The following is a 16385-nucleotide window of genomic DNA, read 5'->3' as shown; positions in this document are numbered from 1 at the left end:
CCTTATTCATTTATTCCCAATGCGCTTCGGCAGAATAAAGCAGAATCTGCTGCCGCGCAGATTTAGCCTGTGAGCGAATTTTTTTAAAGTTATGTAAATTCACTCAAAAAAACTGACTATGGCATGAGTTTTTCCAGGTCTACTCTGAAAAAATAGCCCTCTCTGAGCCGTGAATCTCCTCTTCGCCATTGATAAATTAAATCGTAGCTTCCGCCGTTATCCTGCTTATTCCAGCTACAACTGGCTGTTATTTATTCCTGTTAATGTCACAGGAAGGGAAAAAAGCTTAAAGAGTCAGGTCCATTCTGATTAAGACCTTTTTTTTCTCCTAATGAAACTTTTCGATTAATACGGAAGGTGAATAATTTCAGCGGTTATCAACCGCGCGCTGACCTGAATTTACGCAGGCGAGAATTATGCCTGCGCTGTGATATAGATAGCCGACCTGATTCAGTCCTGAATCTGCCAGCCATTATTTGCCGGAGAGAAGTGTTATGCGTTCAGTTGTTTCATACGCGTTAATCGCCATTATTGGCGGAGTCGTTGGCGCGGCTGTCACACAGAGTGGCGAGATTTATGACAAAGTGACACGCCATTTTGCAACCGAGCCACAGGAAGCCCCGGGATTCTGGAGTACACCGGCGATTGAAGGTTACGGCAAAATTCATTATGAGCCCGACGCCGCGTTTAAACCGGTGGCAGGCCTGAGCAATAAAATTGTTTTCCAGATTACCCGAAGCGATGGCGCGATGACCGCGCCCAATCTGGGACTGGAGCGTGTGGCGCGCGTGGTGAATTTATATATCGCCTCCGGCATTCCGGCCGATCAGCTGAAGTTTGTCGTTTCGGTCACCGGCGATGCGACGCCCGCCATGCTGGATAATGCCCATTTTAAAAAGTTTTATGGCACCGAAAATCCAAACCTGAAGCTGATTAATGAGCTGAATCAGGCGGGAGTGAAAGTCTCGGTCTGCGATCAGTCCGTGGCATTCCATCACTATCCCAATAACTGGATTGATAAATCTGTAGTCCATGCGCTTTCCAGTCCGACCACCGTATCAACCCTGCAAAACCAGGGATACGCGTGGCTGGCAATGTAATTAATGTTTTAAACGATCGGGAGAAGAGTTAATGCGTCCAGCAGCTTTAGTGGTGATGGCAGCCGTAGCGGGATTTATCGGAGGCAATGTTTTACAGTTGCCGGAATTATTCGATAAGGTCAGCGGAAAAATGGCGGATAATAAATCCGAACCTGCTGATTTCTGGAGTACGCCAGCGATTGAAGGCTACGGCAAAATACATTATGTCGATACGCCTGCATTTAAACCCGGTACGACAGCGGGCCTGAGTAATAAAATAGTATTTCAGATCAACCGCAGTGAAGGGGATATTCGTAAGCCGAATCTCGGTCTGGAGCGCGTAGCGCGCGTCACCAACCTCTATTATGCGGCAGGTGTGCCACTCGACCAGCTGAAATTTGTGGTATCAATTAACGGCGACGCGGTTTCATCAGCGCTGAATAATGACCAGTTCAGCAAAGCCTACGGCGTCGATAACCCGAACCTGAAGCTGATCAGCGAACTGAAAAAAGCGGGCGTTCAGGTCACTATCTGCGATCAGTCAGTGGCGTTTCATCAGCTTGAGCGCAACTGGATCGACCCGATGGTCACTCACACCATCTCCAGCGGCACCACCGTTGCGACCCTGGAAAACAGCGGTTACGCCTTCCTGATGCTTTAATTCCCTCACAGCGGCGTCACTGCCGCTGTCACCTGCCCGTCAAATTCCTGTGATGCCCCTGTCATAGAACGCCGCTAGTGTTGTCGCAATGAGATCGATCTCATCGACAATACACGAGGCAGTTATGACCGATTTAATCAGCGTAGCCAGACTGGCAGGGGTCTCCCGCGCAACCGCCGCACGCGCCTTTTCTGACCCTCATCTGCTAAAACCGGGCACGCTGCAAAAGGTGCTTGCCGCCTCGGAACAGATCGGTTTCCGTCCAAATCATATTGCCCGTCAGCTCCGCACCCAGCACTCCACCACGCTTGGCGTCCTGTTGCCTTCACTGCTCAATCCGGTTTTTGCCATGCAGTTACAGGCGATGGAGCAGCAGGCTCGTCTGGCGGGATATGGGCTGCTGGTAGCAACCAGTGACTATCAGGCTGAGCGGGAAGCGGCCATTGTCGAACATATGCTGCACCAGCGTGTCGCCGGTCTGGTACTGACGGTGGCAGATGCCGACAGCAGTGCGCTGCTGCCGACACTGGCGGCGGCGAAGATGCCCTTCGTGCTGACCCACAACGTTCCGCAACAGCACGAATGGCCCGCGCTGTGCGTAGATAACCGCAAAGCCATTGCCGAAGCGACCGCCCATCTGGTGTCACTGGGCCACCGCCACATCGTGATGGCTGCGGGTCCTATGCAGCAATCTGACCGCGCCCGTCTGCGCTATCTCGGCTACTGCGATGCCATGCAGCAGGCCGGTCTGACGCCGCAGGCGATGATTGAGATGCCCAGCCATATCCAGTCCGATTTCCATCTGTTGCTGCCGCTGATTAATGCACCTTTGCCGCTGACGGCGGTGATTTGCAGTAACGATCTGCTGGCTATCAGCCTGCTGGGCGCCGCTGCGCGTGCCGGCGTCAGCGTACCGAATCAGCTCTCCGTGATCGGCTTCGATGGCATTGAGCTGGGCGAACAGCTTTCACCTTCACTGGCCAGCGTGGTGCAGCCGATTGCGCTAATGGGCGCGCGCGCTATTGACCTGCTTCTGAATCCCGTCGGCGGTAAAACCCATCTGCTGGCACATCATTTACGTCTCGGGGAGAGTGTCGCCCCGGCATTTCATGGCTCTTTTTCAGGGGAACATCATGTCACTCACCGTTAACTTCAAACCTATCGCCAGCGCTGCGCTGCTGGCCGGATGCACGCTTGCCTCATCGTGGGCGCAGGCGGCTGAAAATGCTATCTGCTACAACTGCCCGCCAGAGTGGGCCGACTGGGCGACACAGCTCCAGGCGATCGAAAAAACGACGGGCATTCATGTGCCGCAGGACAATAAAAATTCGGGTCAGGCGCTGGCGCAGCTGGTCGCCGAGAAAAGCAATCCGGTCGCCGACGTGGTCTATTACGGCGTCAGCTTCGGCATTCAGGCAGTCAGTACAGACGTGGTCAGCGCTTACAAACCGGCAAACTGGGATCAGATCCCGGCAGGCATGAAAGATCCTGCTGGCAAGTGGGTAGCGCTGCACTCCGGTACCATGGGTTTTATGGTCAATGTTGATGCGCTGGGTGGCGCGCCGGTGCCGCGTTCCTGGGATGATCTGCTGAAGCCGGAATATAAAGGCATGGTGGGTTATCTTGATCCGGCCAGCGCCTTTGTGGGCTACGTTGCAGCCGTCGCGGTGAACCAGGCGAAAGGCGGCAGTCTTCATGATTTCACCCCGGCCATCAACTGGTTCAAAGCACTGCAACGCAACCAGCCGATTGTGCCTAAGCAGACCGCCTATGCCCGGCTGATTTCAGGCGAAATCCCGATTCTGATCGACTACGACTTCAACGCCTATCGCGCCCGCTACAAAGATCACGCCAATGTGGAATTTGTGATCCCCAGCGAGGGGACGGTCACGGTGCCTTACGTCATCAGCCTGGTGAAAAATGCGCCGCATCCGGCCAACGGTAAGAAAGTGATCGATTTCGTGCTGTCAGATGCCGGTCAGGCGATCTGGGCTAATGCCTGGCTGCGTCCGGTCCGGGCGGGGGCGATGTCACCCGAAGCGAAGAAATATTTTCTGCCTGACAGCGACTATGCGCGCGCTCACACGGTGGATTATCAGCAGATGGCCGACGCGCAGAAGAGCTTCTCCGCCCGTTATCTGAACGAGATCCGCTGATGTCACTCTCAGAGATCAATCCGTTTGCTGCTGGCGACTCAGTTCGCCACCGCCTTCGGCCGCTGGGGGCAAACTGGCCGTGGATGCTGCTGCCTGCGCTGCTGTTCTTTGCTGCCTTCTGGCTGTTGCCGTTTGCTCGTCTGTTGCAGATCGGTATGACGGAAGATCGTACAACTCACCACAGCGGCTACTGGACGGTAATCAGCCAGCCGCAATATCTGCAAAGCCTGCTGAATACCGTGCTGCTCTCGGCAGCGGTCACGCTGGTGACGCTGCTGATTGCTGCGGTGGTGGGCTGCTTTCTGGCACGGCAGCGCTTTACCGGGCGAGGCACGCTGCTGGCGCTGCTGACCTTTCCGCTGGCCTTTCCGGGCGTGGTGGTGGGATTTCTGATGGTCATGCTGGCGGGGCGTCAGGGTGTTCTGGCGCAACTCAGTCTCAGTCTGTTTCATGAACGCTGGGTCCTTGCTTATTCGCTCAGCGGTTTATTTATTGGCTATCTCTATTTTTCGCTGCCGCGCGCCATCGTGACGCTGGTGGCGGCCAGTGAAAAGCTGGACCGTTCGCTGGAAGAGGCCGCCCGATCGCTGGGTGCCAGCCAGTGGCGCATCATCATTGACGTCATCATTCCTGGCCTGAAACCGGCGCTGCTCTCCTGCGGCGCGCTCTGTTTCGCCACCAGCATGGGCGCCTTTGGCACCGCATTTACCCTTGGCACAGAGCTCGCGGTGCTGCCGCTGACCATTTATGGTGAGTTCACTAATTACGCCAACTTTGCCACCGCAGCGGCGCTTTCGGTGGTGATGGGGGCGGTGGCCTGGCTGGCGCTGATGCTGGCGAACGGACTGGCTGCCCGCCGTAAGGAGAAGACATGAAACGCCGGGGGCTGTTCTGGCTGCAGGTGGTGATCACCAGCCTCACCGCGCTGTTTATGATTGTGCCGGTTGTGCTCTCGATGCTGGCGGGCGTCACGCAGAACTATTTCACTGGCCTGCGCAGCGGCCTGACGCTGAAGTGGGTGGAACAGGTGTGGCAGATGTATGCCGACACCTTCTGGCTGTCGCTGCTGATCGCTCTGAGTTGTCTGGCGGTGACGGTTATCGCTGGCGTGCCGGCCGCCTGGGGCTTACTGAAATCACCGTCACGCTGGGCCAGCCGCATTGAGGAGTGCCTGATGCTGCCAGTCGCATTGCCGGGCCTGGCCACCGCACTGGGCATCATTCTGCTTTATGGTCAGTTCAGCGCGTTGCGCGACAGCTGGCTCTTCATCCTTATCGGCCATGTGCTCTTTACCTTGCCCTTTATGATCCGACCGGTGCTGTCGGTGATGCAGGCGATTGATCTGCCGCGCCTTGAAGAAGCTGCCGCCAGCCTGGGGGCAGGCTTCTGGCGCCGCTTCTTTACCGTGGTCGTCCCGAACTGCCGCAACGGCATTCTGGCGGGCGCATTTATGGTGATCACCCTGTCGGTGGGGGAGTTCAACATTACCTGGATGCTGCACACGCCACTGACCAAAACCCTGCCGGTCGGTCTGGCCGACAGCTACACCTCGATGCGGCTGGAAGTCGGGTCCGCCTATACCCTGATCTTTATTATGATGATTTTACCGCTGCTGCTGTTGCTCAACGCCTGTAATCACTGGCTGGAACGGCAATCTTCGCGGCAGCAGAGAGAGGAAACCGTATGAATGAGGCCGTCAACGTGACGCTGAGCCACTGCTCGCGTCGCTTTAATCAGCAGGTCGCGCTGCATCCGCTCGACCTGCGGGTTCACGCCGGTGAAACACTGGTATTGCTGGGGCCGTCAGGCTGTGGCAAAACCACGCTGCTGCGTATTATCAGCGGTCTGGATAGCAGCGATCCCCCGGGAGAGATCTGGTTTGACAAGCGTAACGTCACCGCGCTGCCGATTGAGAAACGCAATGTTGGCATGGTGTTTCAGAACTACGCGCTGTTCCCGACGCTCAACGTGGCGCAGAACGTCGCCTATGGTCTGAAGGTACAGGGCGTGCCACATGCCGAGCGTGATGCGCGGGTCGCGGAGATGCTGGCACTGGTTGACCTGACACATCTGTCCCACCGGGCGATTGATAAATTGTCTGGCGGGCAGAAGCAGCGGGTGGCGCTGGCACGTGCGCTGGCTGCCCGGCCTAAAGTTCTGTTGTTCGATGAGCCGCTGGCGGCGCTTGACGCCAGGCTGCGCGATCGGCTGCGGCTGGAGATCGGCGCGCTGCTCAAGCGGCTGGCGATCACCGCGGTTTACGTCACCCACGATCAGCAGGAGGCGATGGCGCTGGGCGATCGCATCGCGGTGATGGAGCAGGGCCGTCTGGTGCAGCTCGATACTCCGCAGGGAATTTATCAGCGCCCGGCCTCCCGCTTTGTGGCGGATTTTGTGGGCGCCATAAACTGCATTGCGCACGATCCCGACGGTCATCCCCTGCGTTTTTGCCGCCCGGAAGATGTGTTGCTGGCCGACGACACCCGCTATGCCCAGCGCGGTGTGGTGGTGGGCAGTACGTTTCTTGGCGCCTCGCAGCGCTTACTGATCGATATTGGGCTGGATAACCCCATTCAGGTCGAGCGTCATGCCCGCGAAATCTGGCAGGCGGGACAGCGCATCAGCTGGTCGCTGACCCGCCAGGCCGCGCTGGAATTTAGTTGCTAAGGAGTCTGTTGTGTCTGTTCAACCCACAGTCATCGCGCAAATCAGCGATCTGCATATCAAGGCTTTTGGTCGTCTCTCTTATAAACAGGTCGATACCCATGCCGCTTTACTGCAGGTTATCGATACCCTTAACGCGCTGCAGCCGCGCCCCGATGTGGTGGTGATTACCGGCGACCTGGTCGATTTTGGCAGGCCGGAAGAGTATCAGACGCTGCGCGAAGCCCTGCAGCGCCTCCAGTTGCCCTTTTATCTGATGGCGGGCAATCACGACGATCGCGAGGCACTGCGTGCTGCCTTCCCGGATCACACCTACCTGCAGGCGGGACCAACCCTGAACTGGCAGCTTAGTGTGGGCGGCGTCAGGCTGCTGGCCCTGGACTCCAGCGTACCGCAACAGCCGTGGGGGGAGGTGGATGAGCAGCAGTTGCAATGGCTGGATCAGGCACTGCGCGAGGCCGCGGATCAGCCCACGCTGGTGATGCTGCATCATCCCCCTTTTGCCTGTGGCATTGCGCATATGGATCGGCAACGGTTACGCCATCCTGAGGCACTTGAGGCGATCATTGCCCGCCATCCGCAGGTTGAGCGGGTGCTTTGTGGTCATCTGCATCGCAGCCTGCAGACCCGCTTTGCCGGAACCCTGGCCTGTGTCGCACCAGGCGTGTCGCATCAGGTGGTTCTGGATCTGCACCCGGAGGGGCCGGCTCACTTTATTCTGGAGCCGCCCGGCTTTTTGCTCCATTGCTGGCAGCCAATGCAGGGAATGGTCACGCATCAGTGCGCGATTGGCCACTTTTCGGGACCCTGGCCATTTTACGATAGTCAGGGGTTAATCGATTAGTGCCAGCTAAATCTGTATTAAGCGGGGTGATATTTGTCTTAATGCTGCTCAAAAATGCCGACACAGTGTAGACTTAAGCCCGGCTATCAGGGCTTCTGGCACACATTAAAAAAATAATCAGGCATTCACGACATGACACTCTTCTCCGGGGCGGCGACGCCATGTTAAAGCTCTTTCGGCCCAAGGCCGACTTGCGCAATCTGATCGCCCTGCTGGTGATTGTCAGCATTGTTATCACGCTCGCGAATACGCTCTACGCCACCTGGCGGGTGCAGCGCCAGGTGCTGATTGACACCACGCTTGAGGCTAACCGGGCCTATGCCGCCAAGCTGGCCTCAACCAGTGAAATTTTCTTCCAGCTGGCGCAGTCACAGTTGCACTACAGCGCCAATCAGCTAAGCCGTGACTTTAATAATGAAGGACTGCTGAATAGCGAAGTCAATCGTCTGCGTGAGCAGACTACCAGTTTCAACTCGGTGGCCGTGGTGGATGAGCAGGGCGCGATCAAAGCGATCTCGCCCGAATCCCTGACGCTGAAAGGGATGCGTGTCACCAGCGACGCCTCCCGCGAAGCGCTGACGCTGCGGCAGCCGATCATCAGTAAACCGACCCTTTCTGCAGCCAATAATCTGCTGGTGTTTGTCTCCTGGCCAATCTGGAGTCCCGATGGCGACTATCTGGGCTACATCGGCGGCACGATCTATCTGAAGAAAAAAAGCATTCTGAATGCGCTACTGGGTGAACAATTCTACCGTGATGGCACCACGGTCTATGTGCTCGACAGTAATAATGAGGTGTTGTATCACCAGAATCGTCAGCTGATTGGTAAAGTTCTGCCCGCCATCGTCAGTCCGCGTGACGAGCAGACCAATGGCTCGCTGATGCTTGCGGGTGCAGGTGAGTCGACGCAGCTGGCGGGCTATGCCGTCGTCCCGACTACCGGCTGGACGGTGGTAGCGCTGAAGCCGATTAACGTCACGCTGAACCCGCTTTCAGGCCTGTTAATGAAAGTCCTGAAAAACTCGGTGCCGTTCGCACTGCTGACCCTGCTGGTTGCGTTAGGGCTGGCACGGCTGATTGCCCGACCACTGTTCCAGCTGGCCCGCAAAGCCAGCCGTATGGATGCGCAGGGCGTATCAAAAGAGATTGGCGGCATCAGTGCCTGGTATTTTGAGGCGGCGCAGGTCAAGCGCGCGCTACTCACCGGCATCGGACTGGTGCAGGACAAAATCGGTCGTCTGAGTTCGGAAGCCCAGACCGACCCCCTGACTCAGTTGCTGAATCGGCGTGGTCTTAATGCGGTACTGGAGTACTACCGCACGCTACGTCAGCCTTTCTCGGTGCTGGCGCTGGATATCGATCACTTTAAAAACGTCAACGATAGCTGGGGCCACGATGTGGGCGACCGGGTGATTCAGCAGGTGGCGAGCACGCTGCGTGCCAGCGCCCGTCAGTCTGATGTGGTGTGCCGCAACGGCGGAGAGGAGTTTCTGATGCTGCTGCCGGGAACGGCGCTGGATGAGGCGCAGATTATCGCCGAGCGCGTGCGCCTGGGCATTGCAGAAGCCTGGCTCACCGACGTGGGACGCATTACCTTGTCTATCGGCGTCGCGGCATGGAATGGTTCGCAGGATGTCGGGCTGGAAGGCAGTTTAAAACAGGCGGATGCGGCACTCTATGAGGCGAAAAATGCCGGGCGCAACTGCGTTATCGTGGCCGCCGCGTAATCGCGTTAACTCACAGTGTTTCGCAACGGCAGGATAAAAATGGGTGGGGAAGAGGCAGCTAAGCAGGGCGCGGCGTTAAGGCTACCGCGCCCCTCAACATCAGGCTGACTTGACGTAATCCAGCACCATGTCGTGGTGATTCGAGGTCTTGAAGTTATCAAACACTTTTTCGATCCTGCCCTCGGCATCTATCAGGAAGCTGATGCGATGAATGCCGTCATAGGTTTTCCCCATAAACGTTTTTTCACCCCAGACGCCAAACGCCTGGCAGACTTCATGGTTTTCATCGGAGAGCAGGGTAAAGTTCAGCAGCTCTTTTTCGACAAACTTTGACAGTTTTTCCGGTTTGTCGGTGCTGATGCCCAGCACTTCCACGCCCGCTTTTTTCAACTCATCCATGTTGTCACGCAGACCGCACGCCTGCACGGTGCAGCCTGGTGTCATCGCTTTCGGGTAAAAGTACACCAGAACGCGCTGTCCCTGGAAGTCGGTCAGATTCACGTGTTCGCCGTCCTGATCGGGCAGGCTAAATGCGGGTGCAGTATCTCCGGCTTTCAGTGGATTCATTACATCTCTCCATTTTCTTATTCAGGCTGTGGGTAATACACCATCCGGTCAGAAACGGCCAGAGGGAAAATTACCATCAGGGGGTATTTCACCACATAGCCGGTCACCTTTCAGTGGCAGTAATGTGGAGAAATAACTCCGGTTAATTGACCAAAGCTTAGCGTACCGCGCTGACAGATTCGCTGCTGTCGGCATCTGACACACTGTAAAGGCGCAGCGTTCCCTGAGCATTCAGCTCCTGACACAGGGTATTAAACGCCTGCTCAAACGGGGTGCCACTGGTTCGCGTCGGACTGTGAGCGGTCATTTGAATATAGAGCGTAGGGGGCAAATTGTGTTGCGCTGGCGTGATGCGCGACACCAGTTCGGCCACATTCATCTGATGCTTATCGATAAGATCGGTAAAGCGTTCAATAATATGCGGCGAATCAGCCACCTCAACCTGAATGAACGCGGTGTCGGGCATCGGCGGACGGAGCCGGGCATTGGTGCGCTTCATGACGATCAGCAGTTCCAGCTCTGCCCCTTTCAGTGGCAGGGTCGATTCAATCAGTGTGATCGCGTTCCAGCTGCCCGACAGCAGCATGATAAAGGTGAACTCATCCCCAAGCATGGCAAGACGGCTATCTTCAATATTGCAACCGCAGCTGCTGACGTGTCGGGTAATGGTGTTGACGATACCCGGACGGTCAACACCGAGCGCGGTGATCACCAGATGATGGGGCTGAGATTGCGGCAAAATGGCTTTTCCTCTGCTTTCGCTAATAACCATAAGGTAAACATAAAAAAAACTGCTGACAAGCGCGGGAATGGCGTGGCTGGCTTGCTTTTCCCTAAGTGTAAAACGTACCATGAAGCACTTGTTTGTCGAGGGGATCGCCAATGTTTACGGGAAGTATTGTTGCACTCGTTACGCCAATGGATGACAGCGGTAATGTCTGCCGGTCGAGTCTGAAAAAACTGATTGATTATCACGTCGCCAGCGGCACCGCGGCGATCGTTTCCGTCGGCACCACAGGCGAATCTGCTACCCTGAGCCATGAAGAACATGGTGATGTGGTGATGCTGACCCTGGAGCTGGCCGATGGCCGTATTCCGGTGATTGCCGGAACCGGGGCAAACGCCACTGCTGAAGGCATCTCTCTGACTAAGCGTTTTGAAAATTCCGGCGTTGTGGGTTGCCTGACCGTGACCCCATATTATAACCGTCCGACGCAGGAAGGGCTGTTCCAGCACTTTAAAGCGATTGCGAATAGCACCAGCCTGCCACAGATGCTGTATAACGTTCCTTCGCGTACCGGTTGTGACATGCTGCCGGAAACCGTTGCCCGCCTGGCCGAAATCAAAAATATTATCGGAATCAAAGAGGCAACCGGGAACTTATCGCGGGTTAGTCAGATCCAAGAGCTGGTTAATGAAGATTTCATTCTGGTGAGTGGCGATGACGCGACTGCGCTGGACTTTATGCAACTGGGCGGCAAAGGCGTTATTTCGGTGACGGCCAACGTGGCTGCGCGCGAAATGGTCGAACTGTGTCAACTCGCACAGCAGGGCAATTTCGTCGAGGCACGCCGCCTGAATCAGCGTCTGATGCATCTGCACCAGACGCTTTTCTGTGAACCCAATCCTATCCCGGTGAAATGGGCTGCGAAACAGCTAGGATTAATCGCTAACGACACGCTGCGTCTGCCAATGACGCCACTGACTGCAGCCGGCCAGCCGAAAGTGGAGCAGGCGCTGGTGAAAGCGGGTTTGCGATAATTTAGGGAGTTTGAATGAATTACTCAGTAAAGCGGTCAACAGTAGCCACAGTGGTGGGGCTTTCTACCCTGATGCTGTTGTCGGCCTGTTCAAGCGATCAGCGTTATAAGCGCCAGGTCAGCGGTGACGAATCTTATCTTGAAGCCAGTCAGTTAAATGAACTGAAAGCGCCTGCCGGAATGATCCTGCCGGTGCAGCGTGGTGATTTCGACGTGCCGCGCACGACCAGTCAGGCACCCACCGGCAAGCAGCTCGACATCCGTCCGCCAGCCCAGCCGCTGGCGCTGATGAACGGCACCCGCGCACAGTTCAGCAACAATACCGGCGCGCTGATGATTGATAACAGCCGCGGCTCAGTCTGGTCGCAGGTCGTCAACGTGGTGCAGTCTTACAAATTCCCGATTGCTTCCCGTAATGACGCAGGCCAGCAGCTGACGACGGACTGGGTGCAGTGGAACCGTGCTGATGAAGATCAGCAGTATCGTGGCCGCTACCAGATCAGCGTGCAGTCGCAGAGCTATCAGCAGCAGTTAACCGTTCGTCTGCTGGAGCTGCAGCAGGATGGTAAAACCATTACCTCACCTGTGCAGATCCAGCGTTACACCGCGCAGATGCTGAATGACATCAGCACCGGTATGGACAAGATTGATACGGCGAGTGAAAACGCGGCCTCTGGTCGGGTGAATGGGGCCATTGATGTGCAGAGCGGTGCAGATGATACCGGCCTGCCACTGCTGATCCTGCGTACGCCATACAACGTGGCATGGCAGCGTCTGCCTGATGCAATGAAACGCGTCGGGATGGAAGTGACTGACACGACCCGCTCAACCGGCAGCATGAAGGTGACCTACAAGTCACTGAGCAGCAGCGACTGGGATTCAGTCGGTGCGAAAGATCCGGAATTACCAAACGGTGATTACAAAGTGCAGGTCGGCGATCTCGACAACCGCACCAGTCTGCAATTCATCGACCCGAAAGGGCATGTGCTGACCCAGTCGCAGAACGATGCGCTGGTGGCCGTGTTCCAGGCGGCGCTGAACAAATAAAGTTGCCCCAGGCCGGAGATTCTCCGGCCTTTTTATTTTGTTTTTGGCATAATAGCGCGCGGCGAAGTAAACGATTGCGTCAAGGCAATCGCCGCAGCGGCACTGGCCGCTGAACACCCGTTATTTCAAGTCTGGAGTGAACAAGATGCAAAAGCGAGCTGAGTTGTATCGCGGTAAAGCGAAAACCGTATACAGCACCGATAACCCGGATCTGCTGATACTCGAATTCCGCAACGATACGTCAGCAGGTGATGGCGCCCGAATCGAGCAATTTGATCGCAAGGGAATGGTTAACAACAAGTTTAACCATTTTATCATGACTAAATTGCAGGAAGCGGGTATCCCGACCCAGATGGAAGCGCTGCTGTCAGATACTGAAGCGCTGGTGAAGAAGCTGGAGATGGTGCCGGTAGAGTGCGTGGTACGTAACCGCGCCGCAGGCTCGCTGGTAAAACGTCTGGGCGTGGAAGAGGGCATTGTGCTCAATCCGCCGCTGTTTGATCTTTTCCTGAAAGATGATGCAAAGCATGACCCGATGGTCAATGAATCCTACTGCGAAACCTTTGGCTGGGTCAGCAAACAGAACCTGGCGCGGATGCAGGAGCTGACCTTTAAAGCCAACGAGGTGCTGAGCAAACTGTTCGACGATGCGGGCCTGATTCTGGTCGACTTCAAACTGGAGTTTGGTCTGTTTAACGGCGAAGTGACGCTGGGCGATGAGTTTTCGCCAGACGGTGCGCGCCTGTGGGACAAAGAGACGCTGGATAAAATGGATAAAGACCGTTTCCGCCAGAGTCTGGGCGGCGTGGTGGAAGCCTATGAGGCGGTTGCACAGCGGCTGGGCGTGAAGCTTGACTGAGTTTGCCTGCCGCGCAGAAAGAAAAAGGAGAGCCCCGGCTCTCCTTTTTTCATTTCAGGGTAAAGCTGGTGATTGCTGCTTCACACAACTAAAATCATGCCATCTGAAAAAATGACTGAGGGAACACAGCATGCGCTGGCAAGGGCGTCGCGAAAGCGACAATGTAGAAGACCGTCGCGATCAATCGTCCGGTTTAGGCGGCGGAGGCCGCCAGATTCGTCTGCCGCGCGGTAAAGGCGGTATTGTGCTGCTGATTGTCGTGGCCATCGCGGGTTATTACGGTTACGACCTGACCGCACTGCTGACAGGCGGCGAAGTTGCACCGACCAGCCAGCAGCAACAGCGCAGCGTCAGCGCCAATGATGATGAGGCTGCGAAATTCACGAAGGTGATTCTGGCCACCACGGAAGATACCTGGGGCAAACTGTTCCAGCAGATGAACAAACAGTATGTGCCGCCGAAGCTGGTGATGTATCGCGGCGCAACCCGCACCGGCTGTGGTACCGGACAGTCAGTCATGGGGCCGTTCTACTGTCCTGCCGATCAGACCGTCTACATCGACCTCTCTTTTTATGACGAGATGAAAACCAAACTCGGCGCGGACGGTGACTTCGCCCAGGGCTACGTCGTCGCGCATGAAGTTGGCCACCATGTCCAGAAACTACTGGGCATTGAACCGAAAGTGCGTGAAATGCAGCAGGGTGCCAGCCAGACGCAGGTTAATCAGCTCTCCGTCAAAATGGAACTGCAGGCGGACTGTTTTGCCGGTGTCTGGGGACACTATATGCAGCAGGAAAATATCCTTGAAGCGGGCGATCTGCAGGAAGCGCTGAATGCCGCCGAGGCAATTGGCGATGACCGCCTGCAGCAGAAAGGTCAGGGCCGCGTAGTGCCGGACAGCTTCACCCACGGCACGTCTGAGCAGCGCTACACCTGGTTCAAGCGCGGGTTTGATGGTGGCAATCCAGGACAGTGCAACACCTTCGCCAGCAACTAATGAGTCTGCAGCCTCTTACGCAGCTTATGCAGCAGGCCGGTGTGCGTCGTCTGGCGGTGATCAGCGGCGACCCGGCCTGGTGTTTACTACGGGCTGCGGCGTGGCGTGAAACGCTGACCGGCGACTGGCTGGCGTTGAGCCCGGAACCGCTGTTCTCTGCTTCGGATAAAGGGCCGGGTCAGTATAAAACGCCGGTCCTGCACAAACAGCCTGCTGCGGTGCGCACACTGCTTGGCCGTGAATTTCGTCATGCTCTGTTTGACGCTCGTCAGGGCTTTCATGCCGACGCTTTCGCTGCGCTGGCTGGCACGCTCACCGCCGGTAGCTGGCTGTTACTGCTGGTGCCGCCCTGGGAACAGTGGGCGCAGCAGCCTGACAGCGACAGCCTGCGCTGGGCCGATGTCGCTGAACCCATCGCCACCCCTTATTTTGTTCACCACCTGCAACAGCTGATATTAGCGGATGACCAGGTGCTGCTGGAGCGGCAGCATCAGCCATGCCGGTTTCCGGCGCAGCCGGACTGGCCGCAGTGGCACTGTCAGGCACCGCAGCAGCAGCAGGCGATACTCGATCAGCTGATGAGGCTGCCATCGGGGGTTGCCGTGCTGACCGCGCCCCGCGGACGCGGTAAATCGGCGCTGGCGGGTATGCTGGTACGATTGAACGGACATTGTCTGGTGACGGCTCCGGCCAAAGCCTCAACGGAGGTGCTGAGCACCTTCGCCGCTGACGCTTTTCACTTTATGGCACCCGATGCGCTGCTGGCGCTGGAGACGCCACCGCAGGCGGAATGGCTGATTGTGGATGAAGCGGCGGCGATCCCGGCACCGCTGCTTCAGGCGCTGGTCAGTCGATATCCCCGCGTATTGCTCACCACCACCGTACAGGGCTACGAAGGAAGCGGGCGCGGGTTTATCCTTAAATTCTGCGCCGGGCTTCCTGATGCACACTATTTTACGCTCGATGAGCCGCTGCGCTGGTCGCGTTTCGATCCGCTGGAGCAGTGGCTGAACCAGGCGCTGCTGTTTGACGATGCCGCCGCGACCGCACCCGATTCTCCTGTAACGCCTCATCATGTTGAGCGCCACGATTTCAGCGCGCTGGAGGCCGCGTATCGTCTGCTGACCAGTGCACACTATCGTACCTCGCCACTTGATCTGCGCCGCCTGCTGGATGCTCCGGGCATGCAGCTGTGGCGGGCCGGCGACGCGCCGGCGTTACAGGGCGCGCTCTGGCTGGTGGAAGAGGGCGGTCTTGAACCTGCACTGGCACAGGCGGTCTGGGCGGGCACCCGGCGACCCCGCGGGAATCTGGTGGCGCAGTCGCTGGCAGCCCACGCTGGTCTGGCTGAGGCGGCGACATTGCGCTCGCTGCGCATCAGCCGTATTGCCGTGGCGGCGGAGCGGCGTCGTCTGGGAACCGGACAGCAGCTGGTTGCGGCAGCGGCCAGTGCGGCAGCCGGATATGACTACCTCTCCGTCAGCTTCGGCTACACTGAATCTCTCTGGGCGTTCTGGCGCGCCTGTGGCTTTAGCCTGGTGCGGATTGGCAGTCAGCGCGAAGCCAGCAGCGGCTGCTACGCGGCGATGGCCATGTTGCCCTGTTCTGCTGCGGGTGAGGCATTGCAACACCGCGCGGCAGAACAGCTGGCGCGAGACTGGCCGCTGTTGCGCCAGCATATCGCACTGGAACTGCAGTTTGATCAGGTTACTGACGACGGATTGACCGCGCAGGATATTCGTCTGGCGGCGGGTTTTGCCTGGGCGCAGCGGCCACTGGAAGCGAGCCTGCCGGTGTTGCAGCGTCTGGTGCAGGCCAGTTCAGCCTCTTTACCGCTGCTGGCTGCGGCGGTGGCCACACCCACAGCCCTGGGCGAACTGGCCCAGCAGGCGGGAGTGAGTGGGCGCAAAGCGCTAGTCGCAGCGCTGCGTCAGCAGGCGGCAGCGGCCCTCCAGACACTGGGCGTTGATGCAGCCTTGCTGCACCTGCCGTTGAAATAATTCGACCAGCTGGTTCAAATTATC

Annotated in this window: 16 protein-coding genes; 14 read left to right on the top strand and 2 right to left on the bottom strand. The window is 57.2% G+C overall.

Annotated elements, in window-relative coordinates; translation table 11 throughout:
- Positions 1-494: 494 nt before the first annotated feature.
- From LC417_RS17100 to LC417_RS17060, 9 genes are all read left to right on the top strand, one after another.
- The gene (locus LC417_RS17100) at positions 495-1100 is read left to right on the top strand and encodes a DsrE family protein (protein ID WP_223566176.1); all 606 of its coding nucleotides are present in this window, start codon (positions 495-497) and stop codon (positions 1098-1100) included.
- A gap of 31 nt (positions 1101-1131) precedes the next feature.
- The gene (locus tag LC417_RS17095) at positions 1132-1740 is read left to right on the top strand and encodes a DsrE family protein (RefSeq protein ID WP_010671341.1); all 609 of its coding nucleotides are present in this window, start codon (positions 1132-1134) and stop codon (positions 1738-1740) included.
- 124 nt (positions 1741-1864) lie between these two features.
- On the top strand, positions 1865-2890 hold the full coding sequence (locus tag LC417_RS17090) for a LacI family DNA-binding transcriptional regulator (protein ID WP_223566175.1): 1026 nt from the start codon (positions 1865-1867) through the stop codon (positions 2888-2890).
- The gene (locus tag LC417_RS17085; RefSeq protein WP_223566174.1) at positions 2874-3896 is read left to right on the top strand and encodes an ABC transporter substrate-binding protein; all 1023 of its coding nucleotides are present in this window, start codon (positions 2874-2876) and stop codon (positions 3894-3896) included. Before LC417_RS17090 ends, LC417_RS17085 begins: the two co-directional genes overlap by 17 nt.
- On the top strand, positions 3896-4771 hold the full coding sequence (locus LC417_RS17080) for an ABC transporter permease (protein WP_045139763.1): 876 nt from the start codon (positions 3896-3898) through the stop codon (positions 4769-4771). The genes LC417_RS17085 and LC417_RS17080 overlap by 1 nt, the downstream gene beginning before the upstream one ends.
- Entirely contained in the window at positions 4768-5583 is an 816-nt protein-coding gene (locus LC417_RS17075) for an ABC transporter permease (protein WP_022624145.1), read from the top strand. The genes LC417_RS17080 and LC417_RS17075 overlap by 4 nt, the downstream gene beginning before the upstream one ends.
- On the top strand, positions 5580-6563 hold the full coding sequence (locus LC417_RS17070) for an ABC transporter ATP-binding protein (protein WP_223566173.1): 984 nt from the start codon (positions 5580-5582) through the stop codon (positions 6561-6563). Before LC417_RS17075 ends, LC417_RS17070 begins: the two co-directional genes overlap by 4 nt.
- A gap of 10 nt (positions 6564-6573) precedes the next feature.
- Positions 6574-7404 (top strand): phosphodiesterase, encoded by an 831-nt coding sequence (locus tag LC417_RS17065; RefSeq protein WP_223566172.1) that lies wholly within the window; start codon positions 6574-6576, stop codon positions 7402-7404.
- Between the two features lie 161 nt (positions 7405-7565).
- Positions 7566-9131, top strand: a complete 1566-nt coding sequence (locus LC417_RS17060; protein WP_010260020.1) for a sensor domain-containing diguanylate cyclase — start codon at positions 7566-7568, stop codon at positions 9129-9131.
- Positions 9132-9230: 99 nt separating this feature from the next.
- Here LC417_RS17060 and bcp read toward each other — a convergent pair whose 3' ends face one another.
- Both bcp and LC417_RS17050 read right to left on the bottom strand, forming a co-directional pair.
- Positions 9231-9698, bottom strand: coding sequence for a thioredoxin-dependent thiol peroxidase (gene bcp, locus LC417_RS17055; RefSeq protein ID WP_010260016.1), 468 nt, complete (start codon positions 9696-9698; stop codon positions 9231-9233).
- Between the two features lie 157 nt (positions 9699-9855).
- Entirely contained in the window at positions 9856-10437 is a 582-nt protein-coding gene (locus LC417_RS17050) for a glycine cleavage system transcriptional repressor (RefSeq protein WP_010260011.1), read from the bottom strand.
- Between the two features lie 143 nt (positions 10438-10580).
- On the opposite strand from LC417_RS17050, the gene dapA reads away from it, so the two are divergent.
- From dapA to LC417_RS17025, 5 genes are all read left to right on the top strand, one after another.
- Entirely contained in the window at positions 10581-11459 is an 879-nt protein-coding gene (gene dapA, locus LC417_RS17045) for a 4-hydroxy-tetrahydrodipicolinate synthase (protein ID WP_010260008.1), read from the top strand.
- A gap of 14 nt (positions 11460-11473) precedes the next feature.
- Positions 11474-12505, top strand: a complete 1032-nt coding sequence (gene bamC, locus LC417_RS17040) for an outer membrane protein assembly factor BamC (RefSeq protein ID WP_010260005.1) — start codon at positions 11474-11476, stop codon at positions 12503-12505.
- A gap of 145 nt (positions 12506-12650) precedes the next feature.
- Entirely contained in the window at positions 12651-13364 is a 714-nt protein-coding gene (purC, locus tag LC417_RS17035) for a phosphoribosylaminoimidazolesuccinocarboxamide synthase (protein WP_010260002.1), read from the top strand.
- Between the two features lie 130 nt (positions 13365-13494).
- Positions 13495-14361: a neutral zinc metallopeptidase gene (locus LC417_RS17030; RefSeq protein ID WP_033778684.1), complete on the top strand. Its 867-nt coding sequence runs from the start codon at positions 13495-13497 to the stop codon at positions 14359-14361.
- Positions 14361-16361 (top strand): tRNA(Met) cytidine acetyltransferase TmcA, encoded by a 2001-nt coding sequence (locus LC417_RS17025; RefSeq protein WP_223566171.1) that lies wholly within the window; start codon positions 14361-14363, stop codon positions 16359-16361. The genes LC417_RS17030 and LC417_RS17025 overlap by 1 nt, the downstream gene beginning before the upstream one ends.
- Positions 16362-16385: the final 24 nt, after the last annotated feature.

The sequence above is a fragment of the Pantoea sp. OVA07A genome (genome assembly GCF_019969975.1).
Classification (GTDB): domain Bacteria; phylum Pseudomonadota; class Gammaproteobacteria; order Enterobacterales; family Enterobacteriaceae; genus Pantoea; species Pantoea agglomerans.
The sequence above is the reverse complement of the archived record's forward strand: the minus strand, read 5'-3'. Positions and strand labels throughout refer to the sequence as shown.

Coding starts and splice junctions, on each gene's coding strand:
- LC417_RS17080 (WP_045139763.1), top strand. CDS start 3,896: ATGTCACTCTCAGAGATCAATCCGTTTGCTGCTGGCGACTCAGTTCGC.
- LC417_RS17100 (WP_223566176.1), top strand. CDS start 495: ATGCGTTCAGTTGTTTCATACGCGTTAATCGCCATTATTGGCGGAGTC.
- LC417_RS17085 (WP_223566174.1), top strand. CDS start 2,874: ATGTCACTCACCGTTAACTTCAAACCTATCGCCAGCGCTGCGCTGCTG.
- LC417_RS17095 (WP_010671341.1), top strand. CDS start 1,132: ATGCGTCCAGCAGCTTTAGTGGTGATGGCAGCCGTAGCGGGATTTATC.
- LC417_RS17075 (WP_022624145.1), top strand. CDS start 4,768: ATGAAACGCCGGGGGCTGTTCTGGCTGCAGGTGGTGATCACCAGCCTC.
- bamC (WP_010260005.1), top strand. CDS start 11,474: ATGAATTACTCAGTAAAGCGGTCAACAGTAGCCACAGTGGTGGGGCTT.
- purC (WP_010260002.1), top strand. CDS start 12,651: ATGCAAAAGCGAGCTGAGTTGTATCGCGGTAAAGCGAAAACCGTATAC.
- LC417_RS17060 (WP_010260020.1), top strand. CDS start 7,566: ATGTTAAAGCTCTTTCGGCCCAAGGCCGACTTGCGCAATCTGATCGCC.
- LC417_RS17090 (WP_223566175.1), top strand. CDS start 1,865: ATGACCGATTTAATCAGCGTAGCCAGACTGGCAGGGGTCTCCCGCGCA.
- LC417_RS17025 (WP_223566171.1), top strand. CDS start 14,361: ATGAGTCTGCAGCCTCTTACGCAGCTTATGCAGCAGGCCGGTGTGCGT.
- bcp (WP_010260016.1), bottom strand. CDS start 9,698: ATGAATCCACTGAAAGCCGGAGATACTGCACCCGCATTTAGCCTGCCC.
- LC417_RS17030 (WP_033778684.1), top strand. CDS start 13,495: ATGCGCTGGCAAGGGCGTCGCGAAAGCGACAATGTAGAAGACCGTCGC.
- LC417_RS17070 (WP_223566173.1), top strand. CDS start 5,580: ATGAATGAGGCCGTCAACGTGACGCTGAGCCACTGCTCGCGTCGCTTT.
- dapA (WP_010260008.1), top strand. CDS start 10,581: ATGTTTACGGGAAGTATTGTTGCACTCGTTACGCCAATGGATGACAGC.